Here is a 23,681-nt window from a genome sequence, read left to right as displayed (position 1 = left end):
GGTTATTAGTGGCAAGCGATAGGGTTTTCATGAATAGAACTGCCTAAAACTTGCTTATTTTGGTGAATTAACCCACGTTACGATTAAAAACTCGGCGTTAACCTTACCTTGTATATACAAGTTAAAACAAGTATTGTTTTGCCTTAATCGAATAATTAATTTTACGCTCAGGAGTTGCCATGTCGTGGGACCACGTTTGGATTGACGTTAATATTGCTACTATGGATCCAGATAATTCAGCAGCTTATGGCGCTATCACTGATGCCGCTATTGCAGTTAAAGACGGCAAAATTGCTTGGCTTGGACCACGCAAAGAATTACCTGACTTTGATGTATTTGATATGCCCGTGTATCGTGGTCGTGGTGGATGGATAACCCCTGGCCTTATTGATGCCCATACTCATTTAGTGTTCGCAGGCAACCGTGCCAACGAGTTTGAAATGCGACTTGAAGGCGCAAGCTATGAAGATATTGCTCGTGCTGGAGGAGGTATCATTTCGACAGTAAATGCTTGCCGTGAAGCGGAAGAAGCTGAATTATTCGATCTCGGTCGTCAACGCCTCAATGCCCTAGCCAAAGAAGGGGTGACGACAGTTGAGATTAAATCAGGCTACGGATTAAATACCGAGACTGAAGTGAAATTACTCAAGGTTGCACGTGAACTAGGGCGCAATCATCATGTCGATGTAAAAACAACTTTTCTTGGCGCTCATGCTATTCCACCAGAATATAAACATGATACAGAGGCCTATGTGGATCTCGTCATTAACGCGATGTTACCTGCCGTTATTGAACAAAATCTTGCTGATGCTGCTGATGTTTTTTGTGAAAATATTGCCTTCAACCTTGACCAAACAGAGCGAGTATTAACTGCCGCAAAAACGGCAGGCCTCGAAATAAAACTTCATGCCGAGCAACTGTCTAATATGGGCGGTTCGACGATGGCCGCTAAGTTGGGCGCAAAATCAGTCGATCATATTGAATACCTTGATGAAGCTGGCGTTAAAGCACTTGCAGAAAGTGGCACCTGCGCCACCTTACTACCTGGAGCGTTTTATTTTCTGCGTGAAACGAAAATGCCACCGATTGAACTATTACGTCAATATAACGTGCCGATTGTGGTTGCTAGCGACTTTAACCCTGGCTCATCGCCTATTTGTTCTACCTTATTGATGTTGAACATGGCTTGCACTTTATTCAAACTCACCCCAGAAGAAGCATTAAAAGGAATAACGGTAAACGCAGCCAAAGCGTTAGGAATAGAACAAAATGTTGGCATGCTTGCACAAGGTATGCAGGCCGATTTCTGTCTTTGGGATATTGCCACACCAGCTCAATTGGCCTACGCCTATGGAGTGAATCCATGTAAAGATGTCGTCAAAAATGGTGTGCTAGTTCATCAATAGTTTATTCATTTAGTCACTAAAGACTTTTCTCTGTTACTAGTTTGAAAAGTAATCTATAGCCAAGAGAATATCTCGCTTATTAAAATGCCGACATTTGTCGGCATTTATTATATCTGTGTACTGTCTGTCTATCTGATCACTCGTCGTCTTTCAGTGCATCAACAGGTAACCAATTCACTTTAACACCGGCTTGCAAAAACATATCTTGGCTAATTTTGATTTTATCGCCCCAGCGAGATAAGAAATCTTGGCTTTGCTCTGGGCAATATACCCCAGTAATCCCTGTTTGAATAATCTTTGCAGCACAATTAGGACACGGGAAATGGGTCACCCAAATATCGCAGCCATCAAGATCACGCTTAGCAAATAAAATCGCATTCTCTTCTGCGTGCAAGGTCTTGAGTAACTTCATATCACGATCATCAGTTTCAGCGCTGTCAGAAATCCCATGGGGATAACCATTAAAACCGACAGAAACAATCCGATTATGCTTAGTGATCACCGCACCCACTTGAGTTGACGGATCTTTACTCCATGAACCGACAAGCTCAGCCATCTGAAAAAATCGTTTTGCCCATTTTGAAATCATAGCGGCTCCCCTTTTGCTTGCTGAGTGTGAACTTGGCTTTTATCTATTCATAATACCTAAAGTTAGCAACATTGGCAGCAAATAACAGTGCAATATCATTGATTTGAGTAATCCTCATCTTTGTTGTTCAAATTGACTAGCCATCAGACCTAATAAAGCTTAGGATCTTGAGCAAGCACATTTAAGGATTGGAGTACGTAGACACTATGGGTATTAGAGCGATTATCGTAGATACAGCTGGCACCACGACTGATCTAGATTTTATTCACGATGTACTATTCCCTTATTCAAAAAAAGCCATGGGCGATTTTCTGAGTAAGAATCAACATAACCCATTGGTTGAATACTGTATTAGTGACGTACGTGATCTTGCTTTAGAACAAGACGCCTCTATCGAACGTGTTACAGAAATCCTGTCACAGTGGATTGATGAAGACCGTAAAGCGACACCACTTAAGACCCTTCAAGGGCTAATTTGGAAACAGGGTTACGCTAGTGGTGAATTTACCGGTCATATTTACCCAGATTTTATCGATGCGATTCCACGTATTGAAGCGGCAAACATCCGTATTTACAGTTTCTCTTCTGGCTCAGCTGAAGCGCAAAAAATGCTATTCAGTCACAGCGATGCAGGTGATTTAACACCTAAATTCAGCGGTCATTTTGATACCCGTACGGGTAACAAGTTAGATAAACAAGCTTACTGTAATATTCTCAATACCGTGAGCTTAAGTCCTAAACAAGTCTTGTTTATCTCTGATGTGATTGAAGAGTTAAAAGCGGCTGACGCAGCAGGGTTACATACTTGCCAAATGGTGCGTTTTGACAATCAAAAAACCGCTAAGTTTGCACAAATTAGCGATTTCTCGGCTTTACCTATTGATTGCTAAGCCTGCAAATTTAGCGTTGTAACCCATACGCGCTTAACGCCCTAATAAAAAACGACCCAAAGGTCGTTTTTTATTATCTGGCACATAACGCTAGTGGGTTAAATCTCTTCATTAAAAAGTAACACCACACTGCCGCCACTTAATACGCTATCAATATTCACCGTCACACCAATACCAATGTTGGTTAACCATGATGATAAAGACGGCGTTTCAACGAGCCAACCTAAACCCGTTTCATAATAATGATTGGTTCCCATGCTATCGACTGCATCACCGGTTAAGTCTATTCGCTTAAATAAAAAGCGCATTTCATTGCGATAACTCATCAGCTCAGGCAGTGGGTAATGATAAATAAATGTATTACTAAAACGGCCAACATGGGGAGTACCTGTTTGTTCAGGTGAGTCTGCATTGACGATATTGCCAAAAGCGTAATTAACTCGACTTATAAACTGCCACTTATTTTCCCAAAGCGTGCCTTGATAATGTAACTCAAACGTAGGATCTACCATCCAGGCATCGTAAGAAGTATTAAATACCTCACCATCAAAGTCTTGACGCAGTCCCTCAAGTGCTGGGCTATAATCAAAATGATTTCGATACCAAATATAATGACCACCTAAGCCAAGCTGCAACCACCAATTCGAAGATAACTCATACCGCCAGCGCTGCTCAGCAGATAATAGATAACTCTTTTCATCGAGCTTTTCAGTCATGTTCGCTTGATCAGAGAGTTGTAAAGATTGTTTCGAATTAATAAATGAAAACTTCACAGAGCTGGCCGTTTGCCAATCAGGTGATAGCTCAAGCCAATTGCTTTCCCAAGGGATTGAGTAAACACTTAATTCCTTGCGGCGTTGAATGGATTCTTTAGACCCAGTATCGATATTATCCAGATCCACAATGTTACTGGGATCAAAATTGACAACCCCTAAGGTCACTAAGCCCGCATCCGACAACACAATCGCAGTTGCAATGTTGCCTTTAGTGATATCACTTAAACTTTGATCCACTGTGATATCCGTATTGGCAAAAGCTAAATGACTTATGAGTGCAAGAATGCAACTAAAGCCCCAGCGAATAACCATAGGCGAATTACCGATGCTGAACATTTTCATGGCTAACCCTTTGCTGGAAATGCGGGTGAAACACAAGCTTTAACCAAAAACTCGTAACCATAACGACTAGCTTTTGCGTCAGTGGGGGTAATTTCTAAAATCTCATAGTCATTTAACTCAATCACTTTACTATTCAATTGAGACTCACAGCGAGAAAATTGATTGCCCTCAAAATAATAAATAAAATTGGCAATCGTCATTCTTACCATCAAGCGATAACTCTCTCGAATAATATCGTAACGTCGCTCAGCCGCTTCATCTGCTCCAACACTCAAACGCTTCACTTCGTTTTGCTGCACTTGTTTAATTGATTGTTGTACCGCATCCTCAATCACCTTTTGAGTGCTCGATGCGATATCAGAAGGAATATCTTCGTTAGAAGTTGCAGTCACAGAATCAGGAACAGAAACAGGTGCAGGCTCAGTAGAGCTAAGGTTTTCTGTGTCATTATTCTCAGCAGCTAAAGTTGTTTCAGCCTCTCCCTCAGCCTTACCTTCGACAATTTTCGCACCAACGGCTGAGAGCTTTTGCAACCCCGCATCAATATCTTCAGGTTTTTCACCTGTTTCCTCTTCTAACAATTTGATCATTTTTGCTCTGGGATCACTACTTTCAAAGGTGTTTTCAATATCACTTAATAAATACAGGTTAGCTAACACCACATACGCCAATATCATTCGTAGCAATATCGTGCGTTTTCGATAATGCTCACTATTAGTAAAACGTATTGATTTAACGCCAAGCAAGCTAAGTACTGGCATCAATACAAAATAAATTGGGATGACAGCTTGCAGCAGCATTAAGGCGACACCACTCACCAATACGAACCATACAGGCATATACAACAAAATCACTAAGTTGTGGGTATAGGTTAAATGATCCGCATCAACACCTGAAACTTCATTAACGACAGAGGCTGCCCACACTAACGAAAAATTGGCAATAATGGCGTAAAACAATAGCAAAAAGGCTTTACCCGCCAAGCTATGCCAAGTCTTAGAGAACAAGGGCCAAAACTCAATCATCATTGCAATCATGGCAATGATCCCCACCATAGTCACACCTTCAGTGGTAAACATTAATATGAAGGCAATGAAGTACAGCTTTTGCGCCACTGTTAATTTATTGATGATGGATTTGAGATAGCCCAATATTGCGCTTGGCAAACTTGCTAATGTGATTCCCGGTTTATACAAAAGCTGCATAAGGCGAGGATAATTTATTGATTTCAATCGATGCATTCCATAGCAAAACATTGTTTAACATCATCAAAACATATTGCTCTTTTGATAGCAAAATATTCCCAGCTTGTTGAAGCCTTCATTGCCTGTTACTCTGAATAAAAATCAAACAAGCGTTTAACTTTAAAAGGGACAGCCAATACAATGGAACAGTTTATTCAGCAGCATTCAATTATCACTGAAATTCCAGTGGCATGGGGCGAAATGGACGCATTAAACCATGTCAATAACGTGGTGTATTTTCGTTACTTTGAAACCGCAAGAATCGATTTTTTCAGCCAAATTAATATGATGGACGATCTTGCTAAGACATCCATAGGCCCAGTACTCAGCGAGACTCATGCTCGCTATAAACGCCCAGTCACCTTTCCAGACACCTTGCTAGTCAGTGTCAGCATCAGTGATATTCAACAAGATCGTTTTGTCATGCATTACCGTATTTTCAGTAAAGCGCAACAAGCAGTGACAACAACAGGAACGGCTAACGTAGTGATGTTTAACTTTAAAACAGGTCAAAAAGCCACTTTAACGCCTGAGCTATTAGATGCCCTCAAGCAGCACGCTGAACCGAGCGAATAGCTATTGGGTGGTTATTAGATGGTTATTAGATAGTTATTGAGTAATCATCGAGTAAGGCTTCAATCGTCACCGAATAAATTGCGAAGAAAAGCCGCATAACATCACTGTTAATGCGGCTCTTTAAATTTGATTCAACTTGCTTTAGCTATAACAACCCAACACTGTAATTGCTCAAGCTTTGTGCTGCCACGATATTGACCAGTGACACATGATAACCAGAAATCAAATCTACAATTGCGTTATCACTCGCCCGTTAAGGCTGCAAGCTGCGCCTTAACCTCATCCGACATTGGTTGACTCTTTTCCGTCTGATAGTTGTAATGCACCATAGTGGTTTTCGCTTCTGCTGTTTGGCGGCCATTTTGCCAACAGCTTTGTGCAATTTCAAAACTACTGTTACCCACTCGGCTAATGTGAGTCTTGACTGTCACGTCAGCGCCATAAAAAGTCGGCGCATTAAAGACAATATTAAACCCCGCAATAATCATGTTCCATTTAGATAAATTTTGCCCCGGGTTAACAATATCAAACACAGGATCTCGTGCGGCCTCAAACCACACTGGAATGACGGTATTATTGATATGCCCTAAGGCATCGGTTTCACAAAATCGTGGGGTAAGATTTAGGCTAAACTGGGTGTCTGACACAGAGGAAGTCCTTTTATTATTGTTATTTTCTCGCCAGCAATATCGCTAAAGTTGGCGTCTACGATCAGCAATAGCTTAAGCTACCACACCTGCAGAGTCACCCTTAAATATCATCAAAAAAATCTTTATTACGAATGTACTTATGCATGTAATGAAAGGCAAACGGCGACACTATCCAGCTTACAAAGCTCATCAAAAAGCGTTTTATCGGCGGCGTATTTTCATAGATACGTTCGTTATGCAGCCAGAGCATTTTACCCACATGAAAGAAAATACCCGGAAGAGGCGGCAAAAAAGTCACTACGTCAATATCACAGCAAATACGATAAGTACGCCGTTGTAATAAATACGCTTTTTGGAAACTCTTAAAACCAGGAGAAGGCTGGCCAAAGGTCACCACACGTTTAATTGAGTTCGGGTATAAGCGCTCTAATCTGTCAGCGGCTAAAATTGCCATTGAGCCGCCTGAAGAGTGCCCTGTCAGGGATATTCTTTTACCCGCTACAATCAATGGGTATAACACCATCTGCAGTTGAGAAAACAAACTGATATTGGGATCGTAATGCGGCGGGATCGGATTGGTTTTTTGCTCTAATAAATAATCATATCCAGCATGGACATTATACTTAGTATCAACAAACTGTTTGGCTTTAGGCCAGCACTGGCAGTTTATCAGCCACTCATTCATGGTTTGAGAACCGCGAAATACCACCAGCACTTCTTTTTTATCTTCACGCCACAAAATACGTGCGCAAACGTTACCCCAGCGATTGGCAATTTCACGATAATGCTCATGAGAAAAACCTAGCTTTTCAGGCGAAAAGTCATCTCGATAAGTGACTTTGCATAGCACAGCATAACGTTCGTATTGATAGCGTTTCAGTTTTTTCAAAGTAGCAAGTTCAGTTAGGCAAACTGAGTTGAGAATATCGGGCTTTTATGACACTACTGTGATGTTATCTTCTGCTTTTTGATTATCGCAGGTAAGGCGACCGAATGAAGACAGCTCCTATTAAAGAGTTTTTAGCGTTCAAAAACACCTTTGATCCTGAGCAAATAGACTGCTCTGTTTACCCAAGACCATTGGTGTGTGAAATGCAGAACTAATTTGCGCCTTGGTAATGCTTGTTTACCCAAGGATCGGTCTGCTTTAATGCTTCAATCGTCAAAAAAGCTTCTTGATTATCGGTTGTCGGTTTTATGAAGAGGTGCACATTTTTGTCGTTAGACACGAATGGAAATTTTGTTCTTTTGCTAATAACAGGCGAGAAAACATAATATTTCTCATCTAAATCTAAAGAAAGATAGGTCGCTGTGTAGAACTTTTCTATTCCAATTACTGCAAATAACCCTTTTTCACCAGATGGTGTTATTGTAGAGTATTTCAATAACTTAGCAGGTTTGTAATGCATAAATCGACATGTTGCTGATTTTTTAAATTCAAATAAAGCATTATGAATATCACAGTCTGTTCCCGAAAATATGATTCCTTTTTTTCCATTGCCGTAATCATTAAACGTACTTTCAACGTAAGTTAAATCTCTATATTTGACAGCACTATCGATAAGCTCCTGATCTATATTGTCAAAAACTTCTTGTATGCTTTCTTTGGATTTGGTTTCAACAGGGTAATAAACAAGTCCATAGTAAGTATTTAATGGTGCATTACCTTGGTTAGTCCCTAACATACTCAAGAACGCACCGCCAATACCACCAGCACCAAAACCAATAATACCATCAGCCATGTAATCCATTGTGCCTGGAGTTGTGTCAGCATCTTTAGGGCGGTTAGCGTCACGTAGGCCGTTGTGAAAGCCCAAACTGCCATCAACTACATTCATTGCAAAGCTCATGTCATTGTCGTACACGAAGTCTTTATCGCTTTCTGGCGTGTAAGGGTCGGTTGATGCACAACCAGCCAGTAAGCTGGTGGCTAATAATGTTGTAGTGAGTGTTTTCAGGGTAATTTTCATCATTTTTTCTCGTTATTAATTAAGCTGGTTACTTATTGTCAAGATTCAACACTTATGCGACTACCTGTTTTTATTACATATTTAGCAATACCATCGTACCCTATGCGCAATAGTTTTTTTGTCTAAAAATACCCCATAAAAAAGGACACCCTAAGGTGTCCTTTGAATATTTGCTTCACAACTCACGTAATGACTAAGCTTGCTCGCTATTTTGCATACATAGCATCAATTTCACTGATGTATTTAGAGTAAATCTTCTTACGGCGCAGTTTCATGGTTGGGGTAATTAAACCTGACTCCATAGAAAATGCTTCTGGTAACAAGGTGAACTTCTTAATCTTCTCAAAGCCTGCAAGTTCGTGTTGCATCTCTTTTAGACGTTGTTCGAAATGCTCAATCACTTGGCTATGGCGTAAAAGTTCTATTGGGTTTTCAAACTTAATCTCATGCTCTTTAGCCCAAGACTCCAGTGATTCAAATGCAGGTACAATTAACGCTGATACATAGTTACGAGCGTCAGCCACAATCGCCACTTGCTCGATAAACGGGCAACAACTGACTTTACCTTCAACACGTTGCGGTGCGATGTATTTACCGTTTGAGGTTTTCATTAACTCTTTAATACGGTCAGTAATGTATAAGTTGCCTTCGGCATCTAACATGCCTGCATCACCGGTTTTTAACCAGCCATCTTCAAACGCTTCTTCAGTATCTTGTGGGCGGTTAAAGTAACCACGCATCACGGTGTCACCACGTACTAAAATTTCGTTATTAGCACCGATTTTCACTTCCATAGCGCTAAGTGGTTTACCGTTTGAACCTGACACACGATTATCTAAGGTATTACAGGTCACTGTGGCACAGGTTTCAGTCATGCCGTAACCACAAAGAATCGGTACACCAATGCTGTGGAAAAAGCCGCCAACATTTACATCAAGTGCAGCGCCGCCAACAGGCATAAACTTAAGGCGTCCACCGAGTACGTTTTGCAACTTACTGAATACGAGTTTATTTGCCAGTTTCCATTGCAAAGACAAACGCATACTTGCACGTTTACGGCCTTGGCCGACTTCAAACTGACGCGAGCCCACACCAATTGCCCAATTAAATAACTTTTGGCGTATTGCTGGTGCACTATTCACTTTGTCATGTACTGCGCTATACACTTTTTCTAAAAAGCGCGGCACAACACATAAAGTGTGTGGACGAACTTCAGCAATCGCTTCTTTCACGCGATTTGTATCGCTGAGGTAGACATTATGACCACCGCGACACAATACATAAAAACTCCAACCACGTTCAAATACATGACTCAGCGGTAAGAAAGCTAAAGAAACATCGCCAGCTTTAAATGCAATTTCAGTGTCGTGTTGTTCAACCATTGACGCGATATTGCGATAGTCGAGCATCACGCCTTTTGGATCGCCAGTCGTGCCAGAGGTATAAATAAGGGTTAATAAGTCATCAAGACTGGTTTGCGATAAACGAAGCTCAAGCTCAGCTTCACTTGCTGGTGTCGTCTCAGCAATAAGAATATCGTCAAAATGAAAGTGCTCATCTGAAGCCAGTTTTACTTGGTTATCAAACACAATCACATGCTCAACGGTAGGACATTGGGCTTGAATTTTACAGGCGGTAGCATATTGGCCTTCATCACCGGCAAAAATGACTTTGGCACGGGCATCATTCACGATGAAAACCGCTTGCTCCATTGGGCTCGTTGGGTAAACAGGCACGACAACCGTTCGGGCTTTAAGCGCACCAATATCAGCACAGCTCCATTGCGGGCTATTTTGCGCCACAATAACCACTTTGTCTTGGGCTTGCAGACCGAAATCAATTAACAGCTGTGCCACTTTATTAGTAATAGTATCAAATTGGCTCCATGAAACTTTGTTCCAAGGGGCTGCCATCTCAAATCCTTCGAGTGCGATGTTATCTTCTAATGCTGTGCTTTGCTGCTGTAGAAGTCTGACTAAATGAAATTGTTCGAGAGACATTAATAATTACCTTTTAGCTTACAAGTGTTCCGCTTTTTGGCATTCTACTTTAAGCCATACAGAAAAATAAGAGTTTTTAGTCTAAATTAGCGTCAATTCACAGATTATCGCTACATTTTACAAACTGGCAACACCATTTTTCCATAGTTTGCGTTTGCTGATAACGAGCAAAAGGCCCATTAACAGCAGTAACCCGAGATCTCCCCAGTAATAGCTGGCAGTTATCATGCCTTGTTCTCGCAAGTCCACTAACGAGGTCGAAAGCCAAACTGAATGAACAATCACAATCAGCATGGTTAAACTAATTTGTAATACTGAGCGGCTCATAGCGCCCAATGCTAATGCCATACCTGAAGCCCAAATCGTGCTGGCGACGATATGTAAGCCTGCCAATAAGGTCATCTGTGCATTAAATAATGCCGACACGAATGTGATGACAGTAATAATACTCAGCACAATGGCCAATAAATGAAGCTGTGATTTAAAAAATTGATCAACTAATCCACGTTTTCCGCTAAAGGTCGGTAGCATAAATAAGGTTTCAGCTGCGCGCCAACGTTGCACACGTGTCCAGTGAATTAAACTGCACACCATAATCAACATTTGCGATAACACCATAATCACAGGGACTTCTGCATCAAAATAAGCTGACAGTAAAATAGCGATAATGCTTAATATCGGTAATACCAGCAGTAACATCCCTAGCATAGGACCAATAAAATAACTGGCGGGGTGCAAAAACTGGGTTAATTTTATAAACCAGCGATTCTGCCCTGCAATAGGGCCGATCATCCAACCGGTTTCTAACCCATTTAAGTAAATACTGCGGGCATGAGGGTTCCAACTAAAGCGTTGCAGTTTTCTATAAATTAATGCCCCTAATACCACTGGCAATAACGCTAAGAAGTGGCCAACCTCAACAGGTAAAGAGGCTACTACTTCAGGTAAGATAGGCAGAAAAAGAAAAACAAAAACGGAAAAGTTAAAGCGTTGAGGTCGATTCAAACACGCAAGAATAAAACCCATTCCAACGCTAAAATAAGCTAACAAAAAGCCAATATTGAGTGGCTGCGGGCTAAGCAATAAAACACTGGTACAAGTTAACATCATCACGATAAACACGAGTGCGGCTTGCTGTTTTACTCGTTGGTAATATCCCGGAATTAACACGCCTTGCTCATTGGCCGACAGTTTGATGAACTGCCAGGCAATTGCCACTGAAATAGACAAAATACACATGCCTAGAGCAATACTAATTACGTCAACTTGTTCAGGTTTACTAATGATTGCCAGCACAGCAAGTCCGATCCCCAATAGCGCTACCAGCAAAAAGCTTACACTACCAAAATCACGACACCACAATGAATAAAATCCATTAAGGCACTGTTTTACGCCGATGGATTCAGGTGATCGTTTTGTCGGGTTCACATGGGAATGATTCATCGATGTAATTCCATGAATAATTGATCCAAATTTAATGAGCTAACTTGAGTTGAACCGGGTATTTCAAGTTGATTTTCATTATCCACCAGCACCTGTTGTTGATGACGGTTTAATACTTTAACCCCTTGCGGCAGCGTTTGGTTTTCGCCTAGCTGGACTAAACTCACCTCTTCACGCAACGCATCAATTTCTTTAAATAGCACCAACTCACCGCGTTTAATCAATGCAACATGACTTGCCACTCGCTCTAAATCTGAAGTAATGTGTGAAGAAAACAACACGGCAGAACCTGACTCTAAGGCCAATTCGAATAAATCCCCCATGAATTGACGACGTACAATGGGATCTAAACTGGCAACGGGTTCATCAAGGATAAGCAATTGCGGGCGGTAGGCCATGGCCATGATAAGTGCTAAGGATTGGCGTTGGCCCACTGATAATTTTTGTACTTGTTGCTTGGGTTCAAGACCAAAACGTTCAAGCCATTCTGTTTCTAGGCTTTTATCCCATTGTGGATAAAAGCTGCAGTGTAGTTCTAACGCACTGGCAATCGTGAAGCCTTCATAACCAAAAGGTTGTTGCGGCACATAGCCAATTTTGGCTTTCGCGGCCATAGACAACTCTATTGCAGGCTCCCCTAAGGTCGAAATATCACCAGAATCTATATCTAGAATACCCAGTGCAGCACGCATTAACGTCGATTTACCCGCACCATTTTGACCTAATAAGCCTACGACCATGCCAGCTGACAAGCTAAAACTTAACTGTTTAAGCACCACATTATCGTCAAAACACTTGTCGACTTGGTTGAACTCTAAAATTGCCTCAGTACTGATATCCATTTAACGTATTCCTTGTTAACTTACTGCTGTTATGGCTTTTTATTATTGTTTCCACTGAGTTGCCACTAACGCTTGCAACTCCTCAAGGCTGATACCTAATTGCTTTGCTTGATTGATTAGATCAAGTGCTTGGGGGACAAGTAATTGCGGACCCGACGTGTCATCGTTAGATTGCCTATTCGCGACTCGAGTAGGTTGCCCACGACGACGCTCGAGCCAACCTTGCTCTACTAATTGTTGAATCGCTCGTGACACTGTCATTGGATTAACCGCTAGGTGCTCAGCAAGTTGTCTCACCGAAGGCAACACTTGGTCCACTTGTAATTGGCCACCCACAATTAACCGTACAATTTGCTCATGCAATTGTCGGTAAATGGGTTCGCCACTACTGGGGTTGACTTTTATTAGTTCTAGCATTAGCCTTTACTTACTGTATTAATACATTGATACACCGATACACTAATGTTAAGTTACCACAATCATCCTGAAATGCAAAAAGGAAAGATGTAATGAACATCGGAAAAGTTATGTTGCAAGGAACCTATAACAAGGTAAGCAATGCCCGTTGGCTGACAACAAAATCAAAGCTGATAAGCGCCGTTCAAGTTGGTTTACTGTCTATGATGAGCTTATCTGCTGCGGCAGATGAAAGCACTGTTGCTATTGAACAAGCACCACTTTCAGCGTGTTATGTTGATGGTTTATCAGAGCAAGTGCAGTGCGGCTCATTATTAGTGGCTGAAAATCCAGCCAAGCCTGATGGCAAGAAAATCACCGTTCATTACGCTGTATTACCAGCGATTAAACCCAGCTTTAAAAAACAAGCCATGCTTGCCATTGCTGGCGGACCAGGACAATCAGCCATTGAAAATGCCGCAGGGTTTGACCGCGTACTGGCTAAAGTCCGTCAAGATCGCGACATTTTATTGATTGACCAACGTGGGACTGGGCAATCTAATATCTTGGCCTGTGATGATGACGATATGTCAGTGCTATCGTTTAATGATGACGATATGGACTATGTGAAAGACACTCAAGCCTGCTTAGATGAAATAGATGCTGATGTCACGCAATATGGCAGCTTAACGGCGTTAACTGACTTTGAAGCTATTCGCCAACACTTAGGTTATGAAAAACTGCATTTATATGGTGTATCGTACGGTACCCGTATGGCGCAGCTATATATGCGTGAACATCCAAATGCGATCGCCACCGTGACTTTAGATGGTGTTGTACCAATGCAGCAAAGTGTTATCGCTATTGGTGAAGCCATCGATAGAGGCTACGGCCTTCTCTTTAAAGACTGCCAGCAAAACAGTTTATGCGGTCAGCAATTTCCGGATCTTGAACAAGATTTTATCTCTGTCGATAACCAGTTAGCCAAATCCCCAGTCAAGACACAAGTACGCGATCCACAAACTGATGAGCTAACCAGCTTTTTGCTGACTCGAGGTAAATTTAACGGTGCGATTAGAATGGCACTCTACATGCCCAACATTCGTTCGTTAACGCCCCATGCAATTCATCAAGCCGCTTTGGGGAACTACCAACCCATATTAGGCATTTACACCTTAACCTCAGATAGCACAGGTATCGCCATGGGAATGCACGCCTCTGTGGTTTGTGGCGAAGATATTCATCGCATCACAACAAGCATGCGCGAACAAGCACAAGACTCTTACATGGGACGCACCATGATAGAAGGACTAGAGGCAACGTGCAGCGTGTGGAATATGCCGCAAGTCGATAACAGCTTTAGCGATGCTATCGCAAGTGACATTCCTACCCTCTTGCTTTCAGGCGAGCTAGATCCTGCAACGCCACCAAGCTGGGGCGATATGGCCACAGAAAAACTCACTAATGCAAAACATTTTGTCTCTGAATTTGCTACCCATGGCGTGGCTTATCAAAGCTGCGGTAACGATCTCATCGCAGATTTAGTGAGCAGTGGCTCGATAGATAACATTGACGGTAAATGCTTAGAAAAGGATGTTCGTAGAAGTTTTTACTTAAATGCCAACTCAGTTGAAACCCTTTCAGCTGCCGCTGAGGAAGAATAATCATGATTACTGTATCAAATTTATCGAAAAAAATTGGCGACGTACAAGCACTGGATAACCTCAGCTTTAGTGCTCATGACGGTCATATTACTGGACTACTTGGCCCAAATGGCGCGGGTAAAACCACCTGTCTACGAACAGTGTTTGGGTTATTAGCGGCAGATGAAGGCCACGCCGAAATCGATGGTATTGATGTTGCCAAAGAGCCAACAAAAGCAAAAGCACAATTAGGCTTATTCCCAGACCCATTTGGTTTATATGAGCGATTATCGCCAAGAGAATACATTAGCTACTTTGCCGAACTCAGCGGCATGTCAAAGGCTGATGCTAAACAAGCAACAGCCAATGTCATCGCGCAATTAAAACTCGAAGATATTGCCGACCGTCGATGTAAAGGTTTCTCACAAGGGCAACGCATGAAAACTGCATTAGCCCAAGCGATAGTGCACCAGCCAACCAACATCATTTTGGACGAGCCAACACGTGGCTTAGATGTCATGAGTACCAGGTTACTGCGAGATATTTTGATTGAGCTTAAAAAAGCAGGCCATTGCGTGTTGTTTTCAAGCCATGTGATGCAAGAAGTGGCCGCTTTATGTGACCAAGTCATCGTGATGGCTAACGGTAAAGTGGTTGCCACAGGCAGCCCAGAGGAGCTTTGCCAACAAACGGGTGAAACCTCACTGGAAGAAGCCTTTATTAAACTCATCGGTACTGACGAAGGAATCGCAGCCTAATGAAAACAGTTATAGCAATGGTTCGCAAAGAACTCATCGACGCAATGCGTGACAAACGCTCAGTAATGGCAGGTCTATATTATGCCATCGGTACCCCGCTGTTAATGTGCGGCATGTTTATGGTGTTGATTGGGCAACTATCGACCCCTGAAGATCTTAATATCAAGATCACCAATGCCGACAACGCGCCTGATCTAGTCCGATTCTTAAATAATCGCGGCATTAACGCTTCAACTGACGAAGGGGTTGCAGCTAAAGATGTCAAAGATATCGAGCTTATCATCAGTGATGATTATGCAGCGCACATGGCTAAAGCTAAGCCTGCTGAAATCACCTTAATCGCCGATAACTCAAATGAAAAGCTACAGCAATCCATTCGCAGAGTTGAAAACCAACTTCAAGCCTACAGCGGTGAAATGGGCAGCTTACGCCTTATCGCACGTGGGATTAACCCTGCTGTTGTGCAGCCAATTAAAGTGGTAGTAGAAGATCAAGCAACGCCAGACTCTAAAGGCGGCTTTATTTTAGGCATTGCCATTTTCACCATGATTTATTCGGTGTTTATCTCAGGTATGAACTTGGCTATTGATACCAGTGCGGGCGAACGTGAGCGTAATTCATTAGCACTGCTGTTAAGCCACCCTATTAGTACGCGCCAATTAGTACTAGGTAAAATCATTGCAGTCACCTGCTTTGCATTGCTGGGCTTATTGCTGATTTTAATCGTGTCTAAATTTGCCTACACCTTTGTGCCTTGGCAAGAGCTTGGCTTTAGCGTAAATATTTCGCCAGACTTTATGGGGCTAATGCTATTTATTGGCATTCCACTCGCCATTATGGCGGCAACATTACAATTGTTTGTGTCATTTATGGCCAAAACATTTAAAGAGGCTCAGTCCTATCTCACCATGGTACTGTTTGTGCCGCTCGCCTTATCAATGGCAGCGAGCTACAACATTGCCCCTGATGTACTGGAATGGTTACCTGTTTCAGGCCAGCAGCAAGCCCTAATGGCCTTTATTAAAGGTCGTGAAATCCCAATGCTGCAATTACTGGTGTCATCTGCAGCCACACTGGTACTGTCAATTGCACTTGCATTAGGACTAGAAAAACTGCTGAAAAGCGAGAAAGTAGTATTTGGTTTGTAAACGTTAATGGCATGCATGGGCAAGGTTGAATACCAAGCATGCTCATCATGCTAATACCTATCGGGATAAATAAGTGATCATTCTTATGCTGATTGGTATAAACCCTCATATAGGAAGGAGTCTGTTATGGAACAAGAATACGCCATTGTAGCTTTAGTCATTGTGATTACTGTTGGCACCACAGCGACTGAGATTTTTAAGCAGTATATGAAATCAAAAAGCGCTAATAAGTCAGGTCATCAGGCTGAAGAAATGAAGTTACTGCGACAACAAAACAATGAACTCAAGCAGCGAATTGCCACTCTTGAGAAAATTGTCACTGAGCCAGAGTATGATTTAAAGCAGCAAATTAACTCACTTTAATTAGCACTTAAAGCCCAAAAAGTATCGCTAGCAGCAGGTATGAGTATTAAATTTTTGTCGATAAGCACGCGGGCTTAACGTGGTGAGTTGGATGAATAGTTTTCTAAATGAGCTAACATCCTCATACCCGACCCGCTCGACAATTTGCTCAATGGCCAATTCTGTTGTTTCTAGTAATCTTTTTGCTTCATCTACTCGAAGGCGCTGCATATAGCTCGCTGGCGTTTCATTCACGGCTTTTTTAAAGCGCCTAATCAACGTGCGTTTGCCTACGGCAAATTTATCTGCAATATCATCTAGCAGCCAATGCCGGCTCAAATCAGCCTGCATCCAACGCTGTACGTTATGTATTAATTCGTCTTTATGCTGTTCAGGATTAATAGCCATTGTCATAAAGGGTTGTTGAGAGCAGCGATTAGGATCAATCAGCAATATTTTCGCTATCTGCTGCGCCATTTGTTCACCTGCTAAAATCGAAATAAGATGCAGCGCTAAGCTTAAATTGGAAGTTGTCGCACCTGCGGTATGTATATGGCCATCAGACACCACCAATGAATCCATACATAACTGCACATCTTTAAAGTTGCGCTCAAACATCTCGCTAAGCCACCAAACCGTTGTTGCGCGCCTTTGGTTTAATAAGCCAGATGCAGCAAGCAATAATGTTGCTGAACAATAAGCAGCAACGGGCTTTTCAGCAGCCGAAAAGCGCGATAGTGGTGCTATTAAAGGTTCAAAATCGGTTAAAAATGCTTGAAATTCAGTTCGGTTAGTCACAAATGCAGAGGCGAGTATGACGGCATCAGCCTGCAAAATATCATCAGGATGCGCTAGCCCTTTGGCGGGCACTTCAAAACCTTGATTGGTTTTTACATTATGACCGTCAGCTGAGATGACATGACAGTGAAATAAGTCTTGTTTGGCATCTTGATTTATACGGTGCCAATAACTATTACAAAAACTAAATACATCAAGAAAGCTCACCAGGCCACTCGCCACTACGTTACCCGCCGCTAAAATATAAATTGTTTTCATTACGCCCCCAGAATGTCACTTTTGACTTTATATTTGTCAATAATGACACTTAAAATCGAATTGTCTAGTTTTTATACTGTTAATCACAGTGAGTCATTAGCAGTAAGGACACAAGTCATGAAAAAAATCAGCCAGCATATAATTATTAGTCTCAGTTATCTCGCTGTCAGTTGGGGGTTATTACTGTCATTGAACTTCAATACGGCGCCCAATGTATTTACCCATCTGATAGCGATTCCCTTTCTCACCATATTTACTGGCTATAGCGCCCACTTAATCTTTAGGAAAGGGCTGTAATCGTTATTGAAAGCCCATAAAAAAGCGCATTGCAGGCTAACATCCCGCAATACGCTTAATAATGATGACTACAAGATGAGTAATCTAGATAAGCTGAAATCGGCTTAAAAAGTTATTTTGCTTTCGGTCTGAATGGCTTAATCACAGACTCGTCACACTCTAAGAATGGACCATCCATTAAATCAATGCAGTATGGAATGGCTGGGAATACCGCATCTAAACATTCACGAATTGATTTTGGCTTGCCAGGTAAGTTAACAATCAGCGAGTCTCCACGTAAACCTGCTGTTTGACGCGATAAAATAGCTGTAGGCACAAACTTTAATGATTCAGCGCGCATTAGCTCGCCAAAGCCTGGCATCATGCGATCACATACTGCTTCTGTCGCTTCAGGTGTCACATCACGCTTCGCAGGACCTGTTCCGCCGGTGGTCACAATCAGACTACAATTTTGTTCGTCAGCCATTTCAATCAATGTGGCTTCAATCACTGCAGTTTCGTCAGGAATAACCTTATAAACAGGTTCCCACTCTGATGTTAAATATTCATTTAGCACATCAATAATGGCTTTTCCCGATAAATCTTCATACACACCTGCACTTGCACGGTCACTTACCGTAACAATACCGATTTTAGCTTTGGTCATGACGAGGTCCTTAAACTTGATCATTAAAATTACTGTAAGACTAAATGGATTTTTAGACTTTAGATGCGGCTAAAATACCACAATTTTATCGCTGAAGCGGAGAGATTGATCAAGAGTTACAGCGATGAAAGCTATAAACGGCTGGCAAACCAATATCTGGGTTTCCAATACACATTATCCATACTCGAGATCATCACGCCTTTTTTAGTCGAAACATGCAAAAAACGATGTCCACTTAAATACACACCAACATGGCGACCTGAACCTGTGGTTTTAAAAAAGACTAAGTCACCGCTTTGAAGATCACGCTTATTAATGCGTGTACCAAGGTGAGTTTGCCCTTGCACTGTGCGTGGCAAACTTGGGCCGACGAGATCTTGATAAGCCACGTACACTAACCCTGAACAATCTAACCCTTTTTTAGTCAGCCCACCTAAACGATAAGGTGTCCCTTGCCATTGCTGATGAAACTGCAGCAGTCGTGCTTCATTCCATAAGCGTTCATCAGCTTTGGGAATGTCAGTTGATGCTTGAGTGCCTGACGGCAAAGGCGAATCGACTTGAGCAGCACATGCGGTCAGGAAAAAGCATACAAATGTGATAACGGCTCTTAATACCATACATTCATTTCCATCTCGTTTATCGCCTTATATCAGCATAACTATTTGTACAAACCATTTAGGTTAGTCTAATTGTAATTGATTCAAATGAAATCTTATAAAACTCGCTACGAATATCTCGCACCTAAACACTACAGCTGAACAAAAAAACAGCAAAATTAACGCACAAACTGTCAACAACATGGTTACAACAATACATACAACAATCTCAATTGTATTCCCTATCTTGCTGAATAATATAGTATTTAAGTATTATATTTAGCTAATAATACCCCTAAAGAGGTAAACTGTGAGTTGCATTCGATTTAGCACCATAGTGATGTGATAACTTCGCAAAAGATGAATAACTCAAACGCTTGGTAAAACTCATGGAAAAACAATTATCAAGGCTAGATTACTTTACGCTTAAAGTTCTGATTGGCCTATTTGAATATAAAAATGGTAGCGTTGTAGCTGAAAAACTCAACAGCACCCAGCCAAAGGTGAGCCGTGCACTCAGCACAATGCGAGAAGTTATTCATAATGAATTGTTTATTCGCCAGCAATACGGTCTTCAACCAAACGCCATGGCTGAACGTTTATACCCTTTAGCCAAAAATATCATCAGTGCATATGATGATATGGCTACGGCCGCAAAGACCCAGCCTGAAAATGATCTCGTACTCCATATCAGCGCTCCCGAGCAAATGTCGATGTTTCTTTTAGAATCGATTGATAAAACCAGCGAGATGTTAGGCGTTAGCCATATCGTTGATATCCACCCATGGACAGAAAGTGCTGAACAAAAAATTACACAAGGAAAAATAGACTATGCTATTTCTTCTTTTCCTTTTAGCCATGACAATATAATCAATAATAAGTTGGGTGATATTGAGTTCTGGTTTTTAGCGGTACGTAAAGGGCATCCAATCCTACAGCAGCCAATAACCCTTGAAAGTATTCTTAAGAATCGCCTAGTATTCATCCACAATGGCCCCACATCAGCGCTTACTGAAATCGTGAGTCGTTGTAGTGAAATCACTCACTTGAAAGCAGACATCAGTTTGATCACATCAAGCCTTGTCATGGCATTTGAACGTGTCGTTAACTCAGATGATATTTGCTGGGCTCCTTCGGTCTTCCCATTTGAATTAAGTAAACAAAGAGATGACATTGAGCTCATTGATATGACCGAGTTCTACTATACTCACCTTCAAACCTCCGCAAATATCGTTGCCCCCAGTCATTACTTACAATGTCATGAAGCTAGAACATCAGAGTTCACTGCGTTATTAATAGAAAACATGACCGATAATTTGAAAAAATATCAACAAGCGTATCGAAATATGAATAACAGTGATATTAATAATGATGAAGCGACAAGTAATGAAATAATTGCTGCGGAATAAAAACAAATAAGAATCAATAACAATTAGATTCTATTAATTTTTATAAAGTTAAAAATAATAAAGCCACTCAAGATTAATTGAGTGGCTTTATTATTCAGTTTTATATGAACAATTAGTGAAGCGCTGAATGTACCAAACCTTGAATTTTTTCAGTTAACCATTGCAAGTTAGCTTCATGATTATTTTTATTATAAATCATATATAGCGTCGGTACTTTTACTTCCATATATAATCTATCAGATTCAACTTCAGCTAAACGACATGCGTGTAAACCTGGCGTTGTATTGATCATGTTATATATCGAGCTATATGGTAGTAAAGCAACCGCATTAGTTTGTCTTAAATACTCAAATAAACTGGAAACACCATTTAAATCCATTTCAGTATTAAGCGGTATTTTTCTACGATAACAATACTCTTGAAAAGCACTCATTCTCTGTTCTGCATCACCAACATTACTATTAACGTAAGGGTATTTCGCAATTGACTCTAACGTTATTTCTTCTTTTAGAATTGGGTGTTTCTCATCACAAATTAAAAATAGCTTATTCAATTTCTTTAAAGGTAATACTGCTAAATTATCATCTATGTTTTCCAAATTATCTATTGCTTTACTACAACAGATACCAATATCAATATCCCCAGAGACAATATGATTAAGTGAAGACTTATTCCACGCAGAGATATTAAAATTGACATCTTTCCCTGCATCTCTAATGGACGTAAGCAACATCTTAGGAAAAGGAAAAGAAACAAGATCTGGCGCAACAATCTCAAAGTTATGAATATTTTCAGCTATCGCCTCACCATTCAGCTGCTGTAGGCTGTTTGAACATTCAAGTATTTGCTTAGCAATCGGATAAACTTTGCCTGCAAACTCATTAGGCACCAAGCCATATTTTTTGCGAATAAAAAGCTCATTACCAAAAATTTCTCGTGCATGCTTAAGGCAACGACTTATCTTGGGTGCTGGCACATTCAATTTATTAGATACAAATGTCGCAGACTTGTTCTCATACAGGTTAACTAGAATATTGATACTCAATAAATCTAGGTCACTATAACTAATATCTCTCATCTAAATACCTCCCAATGATAAGTTCATTTTAATAATACCCAATGTAAATTTATTTTTGTTATTTTATTTTAATTGTTTTATGAAAATGTTTGCCATGTCACTTATTTGGTTATACAGAAAATGGATAATAAATATTTAAATATCGGAATACTAAAAAACATAACGCCTTTTATATATAAAAACCTATAAATAGTGAAATAAAAACTTCACAAAAGCCACCAACCCCTTGTGGCTGCTACTTTTTAATAAAGTAAAATCTCAACAAACAGAATAATAAACAAGCTAATTTCGAAAATCAAAATATCACATTTAAATATTAAAAAATCGCAATTCAAAATATACCTTTTAAAATTTGTAAATTCTAAATAATAACAAACAAACTCAAATTTGATATTTAAATATAAAAATAATCATCCAATTATTTAATTGATTTAAATCAATGTTTATAAACCCTCACAAGGAAATACTGAATGTGCTTTAAAAATAAATTTAATAATCAATGAAAGTTTGGAGGCGTTTATGAACACATCAGTCATATTAAGCTATGCTTTTGTCTACTTTGTGTTATTCCTTGTTGTTCCTTTTGTTCTAGTAACATTTACAATGACATGTATAAAGTTTTTCAAAACCAGCAATGTAGAGAATGTGGGCGTTAATATTAAATTGAATCCTGAAAAAATTGCGAATAAACCCGTTGGTTTTTTCAATAAGCTCAATTCAATTGCTAAAGGTAAATATAATATTTTATACGGTACTACGATGGATAATATTGTAGATATTGATAAAACAGACAAGCCAGAAGATGCTCACAAGCATCTACAACATTGTCACCTAGATTATGTTGTCGTCGATGATAACTCAGCAGTCAAACTGGTGATTACAGATCCTCAACACAACACACCTGAAAATAATGAGTTCATCGACCATTCATTAGCAGAGGTTGGTATTAAAGTGATTCACTTAGCTAAAAACCAACAATGTGATGAATCATTAATTCGCAACTCTCTCGCAGCTTAGTGCTATCGAGTGCTGAAGCTAGGCTTCAGCACTCAAATCCCTATTAGACGTTACTGTATCACTGAATTATGTGAGGGCTCATTATGTCCAGAATTTCAAAAATCACCCTACCCTTGTTGACCTCTATTTTGATGGTGGTACTCGGTTTTACCGCGCCTGTCGCCAAGGCTGACACCCCTGAATTTAAAATGAATCAAAATCGCCAATGCATCATGTGCCATAAGAAAAACGGCAACATGTATGGCATGCATGCTAATGACGCATTAGGTCAAACCTGCCAGGACTGTCATGGCGAGAAAGGTAAGCATCCACGAGGCGAATCAGAACTCATTGGTTTTGGTGAAAACTCCCCCGCTACAGCAGCACAACAAACAGCTGCCTGTATGGCTTGTCACGGTCAAGAAGAATTAGCCGCTGCAGATTGGACCCACAATGTCCATTCTAACAAGGTTAACTGCGCCGACTGTCACCAACTGCATCCAGAAGTTGATCCAATTATTGGCATAACTGAAAGCAAGCGCATCGCATCATGTGTTAGCTGTCATGAAAGCAAATAATTAGGAG

24 protein-coding genes are annotated in these 23,681 nt (G+C 40.8%); 10 read left to right on the top strand and 14 right to left on the bottom strand.

Annotation, left to right across the window (positions count from 1 at the left end):
* Window positions 1-179: 179 nt before the first annotated feature.
* A complete protein-coding gene (gene hutI, locus J8L86_RS18790) occupies window positions 180-1,406 on the top strand; it encodes an imidazolonepropionase (RefSeq protein ID WP_211031275.1) in 1,227 nt (408 codons plus the stop codon).
* Between the two features lie 136 nt (window positions 1,407-1,542).
* On the opposite strand, the gene J8L86_RS18785 is transcribed toward hutI, so the two are convergent.
* Window positions 1,543-1,995: a cytidine/deoxycytidylate deaminase family protein gene (locus J8L86_RS18785; protein WP_065110497.1), complete on the bottom strand. Its 453-nt coding sequence runs from the start codon at window positions 1,993-1,995 to the stop codon at window positions 1,543-1,545.
* Between the two features lie 206 nt (window positions 1,996-2,201).
* Between J8L86_RS18785 and mtnC the strand changes: the two genes are divergently transcribed.
* Window positions 2,202-2,885 carry an acireductone synthase gene (gene mtnC / locus J8L86_RS18780; protein ID WP_055024141.1) on the top strand — a complete coding sequence of 228 codons (684 nt, stop codon included), beginning with the start codon at window positions 2,202-2,204 and terminating at the stop codon, window positions 2,883-2,885.
* Window positions 2,886-2,983: 98 nt separating this feature from the next.
* Here the strand turns inward: mtnC and J8L86_RS18775 are convergent, their stop codons facing one another.
* Both J8L86_RS18775 and J8L86_RS18770 read right to left on the bottom strand, forming a co-directional pair.
* Window positions 2,984-4,003, bottom strand: coding sequence for a Solitary outer membrane autotransporter beta-barrel domain (locus J8L86_RS18775; protein WP_211031274.1), 1,020 nt, complete (start codon window positions 4,001-4,003; stop codon window positions 2,984-2,986).
* A gap of 2 nt (window positions 4,004-4,005) precedes the next feature.
* Window positions 4,006-5,235, bottom strand: a complete 1,230-nt coding sequence (locus tag J8L86_RS18770; protein WP_211031273.1) for a hypothetical protein — start codon at window positions 5,233-5,235, stop codon at window positions 4,006-4,008.
* A gap of 153 nt (window positions 5,236-5,388) precedes the next feature.
* On the opposite strand from J8L86_RS18770, the gene J8L86_RS18765 reads away from it, so the two are divergent.
* A complete protein-coding gene (locus tag J8L86_RS18765; RefSeq protein WP_055024138.1) occupies window positions 5,389-5,823 on the top strand; it encodes a thioesterase family protein in 435 nt (144 codons plus the stop codon).
* A gap of 242 nt (window positions 5,824-6,065) precedes the next feature.
* On the opposite strand, the gene J8L86_RS18760 is transcribed toward J8L86_RS18765, so the two are convergent.
* From J8L86_RS18760 to J8L86_RS18730, 7 genes are all read right to left on the bottom strand, one after another.
* A complete protein-coding gene (locus J8L86_RS18760) occupies window positions 6,066-6,470 on the bottom strand; it encodes a thioesterase family protein (protein WP_211031272.1) in 405 nt (134 codons plus the stop codon).
* A gap of 103 nt (window positions 6,471-6,573) precedes the next feature.
* Window positions 6,574-7,362, bottom strand: a complete 789-nt coding sequence (locus J8L86_RS18755; protein WP_211031271.1) for an Mbeg1-like protein — start codon at window positions 7,360-7,362, stop codon at window positions 6,574-6,576.
* Between the two features lie 211 nt (window positions 7,363-7,573).
* The gene (locus tag J8L86_RS18750) at window positions 7,574-8,446 is read right to left on the bottom strand and encodes a hypothetical protein (RefSeq protein ID WP_211031270.1); all 873 of its coding nucleotides are present in this window, start codon (window positions 8,444-8,446) and stop codon (window positions 7,574-7,576) included.
* Window positions 8,447-8,649: 203 nt separating this feature from the next.
* Entirely contained in the window at window positions 8,650-10,443 is a 1,794-nt protein-coding gene (locus tag J8L86_RS18745; protein WP_211031269.1) for a long-chain fatty acid--CoA ligase, read from the bottom strand.
* Between the two features lie 117 nt (window positions 10,444-10,560).
* Entirely contained in the window at window positions 10,561-11,886 is a 1,326-nt protein-coding gene (locus tag J8L86_RS18740) for a hypothetical protein (protein WP_211031268.1), read from the bottom strand.
* Window positions 11,883-12,728: an ABC transporter ATP-binding protein gene (locus J8L86_RS18735; RefSeq protein WP_211031267.1), complete on the bottom strand. Its 846-nt coding sequence runs from the start codon at window positions 12,726-12,728 to the stop codon at window positions 11,883-11,885. The genes J8L86_RS18740 and J8L86_RS18735 overlap by 4 nt, the downstream gene beginning before the upstream one ends.
* A gap of 42 nt (window positions 12,729-12,770) precedes the next feature.
* Window positions 12,771-13,145: a GntR family transcriptional regulator gene (locus J8L86_RS18730; RefSeq protein ID WP_055024132.1), complete on the bottom strand. Its 375-nt coding sequence runs from the start codon at window positions 13,143-13,145 to the stop codon at window positions 12,771-12,773.
* 110 nt (window positions 13,146-13,255) lie between these two features.
* Here J8L86_RS18730 and J8L86_RS18725 point away from each other — a divergent pair, with 110 nt between their 5' ends.
* The 4 genes from J8L86_RS18725 (at window position 13,256) to J8L86_RS18710 (ending at window position 17,036) form a co-directional block, all read left to right on the top strand.
* Window positions 13,256-14,788 carry an alpha/beta hydrolase gene (locus J8L86_RS18725; RefSeq protein ID WP_211031300.1) on the top strand — a complete coding sequence of 511 codons (1,533 nt, stop codon included), beginning with the start codon at window positions 13,256-13,258 and terminating at the stop codon, window positions 14,786-14,788.
* 2 nt (window positions 14,789-14,790) lie between these two features.
* The gene (locus J8L86_RS18720; protein ID WP_055024131.1) at window positions 14,791-15,525 is read left to right on the top strand and encodes an ATP-binding cassette domain-containing protein; all 735 of its coding nucleotides are present in this window, start codon (window positions 14,791-14,793) and stop codon (window positions 15,523-15,525) included.
* Window positions 15,525-16,673 (top strand): ABC transporter permease, encoded by a 1,149-nt coding sequence (locus J8L86_RS18715; protein WP_065110488.1) that lies wholly within the window; start codon window positions 15,525-15,527, stop codon window positions 16,671-16,673. The genes J8L86_RS18720 and J8L86_RS18715 overlap by 1 nt, the downstream gene beginning before the upstream one ends.
* A gap of 126 nt (window positions 16,674-16,799) precedes the next feature.
* Window positions 16,800-17,036 (top strand): hypothetical protein, encoded by a 237-nt coding sequence (locus tag J8L86_RS18710; RefSeq protein ID WP_065110487.1) that lies wholly within the window; start codon window positions 16,800-16,802, stop codon window positions 17,034-17,036.
* 27 nt (window positions 17,037-17,063) lie between these two features.
* On the opposite strand, the gene J8L86_RS18705 is transcribed toward J8L86_RS18710, so the two are convergent.
* The 3 genes from J8L86_RS18705 to J8L86_RS18695 all read right to left on the bottom strand — a co-directional run bounded on the left by J8L86_RS18705 (window position 17,064) and on the right by J8L86_RS18695 (window position 19,634).
* A complete protein-coding gene (locus tag J8L86_RS18705; protein WP_211031266.1) occupies window positions 17,064-18,071 on the bottom strand; it encodes a helix-turn-helix domain-containing protein in 1,008 nt (335 codons plus the stop codon).
* A 409-nt stretch (window positions 18,072-18,480) separates the two neighbouring features.
* Window positions 18,481-19,014 (bottom strand): molybdopterin adenylyltransferase, encoded by a 534-nt coding sequence (gene mog, locus J8L86_RS18700; protein WP_055024127.1) that lies wholly within the window; start codon window positions 19,012-19,014, stop codon window positions 18,481-18,483.
* Between the two features lie 131 nt (window positions 19,015-19,145).
* Entirely contained in the window at window positions 19,146-19,634 is a 489-nt protein-coding gene (locus J8L86_RS18695; protein ID WP_065110485.1) for an NlpC/P60 family protein, read from the bottom strand.
* Between the two features lie 368 nt (window positions 19,635-20,002).
* On the opposite strand from J8L86_RS18695, the gene J8L86_RS18690 reads away from it, so the two are divergent.
* On the top strand, window positions 20,003-21,022 hold the full coding sequence (locus J8L86_RS18690; protein WP_211031265.1) for a LysR family transcriptional regulator: 1,020 nt from the start codon (window positions 20,003-20,005) through the stop codon (window positions 21,020-21,022).
* A 112-nt stretch (window positions 21,023-21,134) separates the two neighbouring features.
* Here the strand turns inward: J8L86_RS18690 and J8L86_RS18685 are convergent, their stop codons facing one another.
* Entirely contained in the window at window positions 21,135-22,100 is a 966-nt protein-coding gene (locus tag J8L86_RS18685; RefSeq protein ID WP_211031264.1) for a LysR family transcriptional regulator, read from the bottom strand.
* A gap of 519 nt (window positions 22,101-22,619) precedes the next feature.
* Between J8L86_RS18685 and J8L86_RS18680 the strand changes: the two genes are divergently transcribed.
* The gene (locus tag J8L86_RS18680; RefSeq protein WP_055024123.1) at window positions 22,620-23,117 is read left to right on the top strand and encodes a DUF2726 domain-containing protein; all 498 of its coding nucleotides are present in this window, start codon (window positions 22,620-22,622) and stop codon (window positions 23,115-23,117) included.
* Window positions 23,118-23,200: 83 nt separating this feature from the next.
* Window positions 23,201-23,674 (top strand): nitrite reductase, encoded by a 474-nt coding sequence (locus J8L86_RS18675; RefSeq protein ID WP_055024122.1) that lies wholly within the window; start codon window positions 23,201-23,203, stop codon window positions 23,672-23,674.
* Window positions 23,675-23,681 lie beyond the last annotated feature (7 nt).

This window comes from Shewanella sp. MMG014, assembly GCF_018100775.1.
GTDB lineage: Bacteria > Pseudomonadota > Gammaproteobacteria > Enterobacterales > Shewanellaceae > Shewanella > Shewanella japonica.
This window is presented reverse-complemented; position numbering and strand designations above follow the sequence as displayed.

What these genes read in the sequence shown, in the direction of transcription:
- hutI (WP_211031275.1), top strand. Translation starts at nt 180, where the DNA reads ATGTCGTGGGACCACGTTTGGATTGACGTTAATATTGCTACTATGGAT.
- J8L86_RS18785 (WP_065110497.1), bottom strand. Translation starts at nt 1,995, where the DNA reads ATGATTTCAAAATGGGCAAAACGATTTTTTCAGATGGCTGAGCTTGTC.
- mtnC (WP_055024141.1), top strand. Translation starts at nt 2,202, where the DNA reads ATGGGTATTAGAGCGATTATCGTAGATACAGCTGGCACCACGACTGAT.
- J8L86_RS18775 (WP_211031274.1), bottom strand. Translation starts at nt 4,003, where the DNA reads ATGAAAATGTTCAGCATCGGTAATTCGCCTATGGTTATTCGCTGGGGC.
- J8L86_RS18765 (WP_055024138.1), top strand. Translation starts at nt 5,389, where the DNA reads ATGGAACAGTTTATTCAGCAGCATTCAATTATCACTGAAATTCCAGTG.
- J8L86_RS18750 (WP_211031270.1), bottom strand. Translation starts at nt 8,446, where the DNA reads ATGATGAAAATTACCCTGAAAACACTCACTACAACATTATTAGCCACC.
- J8L86_RS18745 (WP_211031269.1), bottom strand. Translation starts at nt 10,443, where the DNA reads ATGTCTCTCGAACAATTTCATTTAGTCAGACTTCTACAGCAGCAAAGC.
- J8L86_RS18740 (WP_211031268.1), bottom strand. Translation starts at nt 11,886, where the DNA reads ATGAATCATTCCCATGTGAACCCGACAAAACGATCACCTGAATCCATC.
- J8L86_RS18735 (WP_211031267.1), bottom strand. Translation starts at nt 12,728, where the DNA reads ATGGATATCAGTACTGAGGCAATTTTAGAGTTCAACCAAGTCGACAAG.
- J8L86_RS18730 (WP_055024132.1), bottom strand. Translation starts at nt 13,145, where the DNA reads ATGCTAGAACTAATAAAAGTCAACCCCAGTAGTGGCGAACCCATTTAC.
- J8L86_RS18725 (WP_211031300.1), top strand. Translation starts at nt 13,256, where the DNA reads ATGTTGCAAGGAACCTATAACAAGGTAAGCAATGCCCGTTGGCTGACA.
- J8L86_RS18720 (WP_055024131.1), top strand. Translation starts at nt 14,791, where the DNA reads ATGATTACTGTATCAAATTTATCGAAAAAAATTGGCGACGTACAAGCA.
- J8L86_RS18715 (WP_065110488.1), top strand. Translation starts at nt 15,525, where the DNA reads ATGAAAACAGTTATAGCAATGGTTCGCAAAGAACTCATCGACGCAATG.
- J8L86_RS18710 (WP_065110487.1), top strand. Translation starts at nt 16,800, where the DNA reads ATGGAACAAGAATACGCCATTGTAGCTTTAGTCATTGTGATTACTGTT.
- J8L86_RS18705 (WP_211031266.1), bottom strand. Translation starts at nt 18,071, where the DNA reads ATGAAAACAATTTATATTTTAGCGGCGGGTAACGTAGTGGCGAGTGGC.
- mog (WP_055024127.1), bottom strand. Translation starts at nt 19,014, where the DNA reads ATGACCAAAGCTAAAATCGGTATTGTTACGGTAAGTGACCGTGCAAGT.
- J8L86_RS18695 (WP_065110485.1), bottom strand. Translation starts at nt 19,634, where the DNA reads ATGGTATTAAGAGCCGTTATCACATTTGTATGCTTTTTCCTGACCGCA.
- J8L86_RS18690 (WP_211031265.1), top strand. Translation starts at nt 20,003, where the DNA reads ATGGAAAAACAATTATCAAGGCTAGATTACTTTACGCTTAAAGTTCTG.
- J8L86_RS18685 (WP_211031264.1), bottom strand. Translation starts at nt 22,100, where the DNA reads ATGAGAGATATTAGTTATAGTGACCTAGATTTATTGAGTATCAATATT.
- J8L86_RS18680 (WP_055024123.1), top strand. Translation starts at nt 22,620, where the DNA reads ATGAACACATCAGTCATATTAAGCTATGCTTTTGTCTACTTTGTGTTA.
- J8L86_RS18675 (WP_055024122.1), top strand. Translation starts at nt 23,201, where the DNA reads ATGTCCAGAATTTCAAAAATCACCCTACCCTTGTTGACCTCTATTTTG.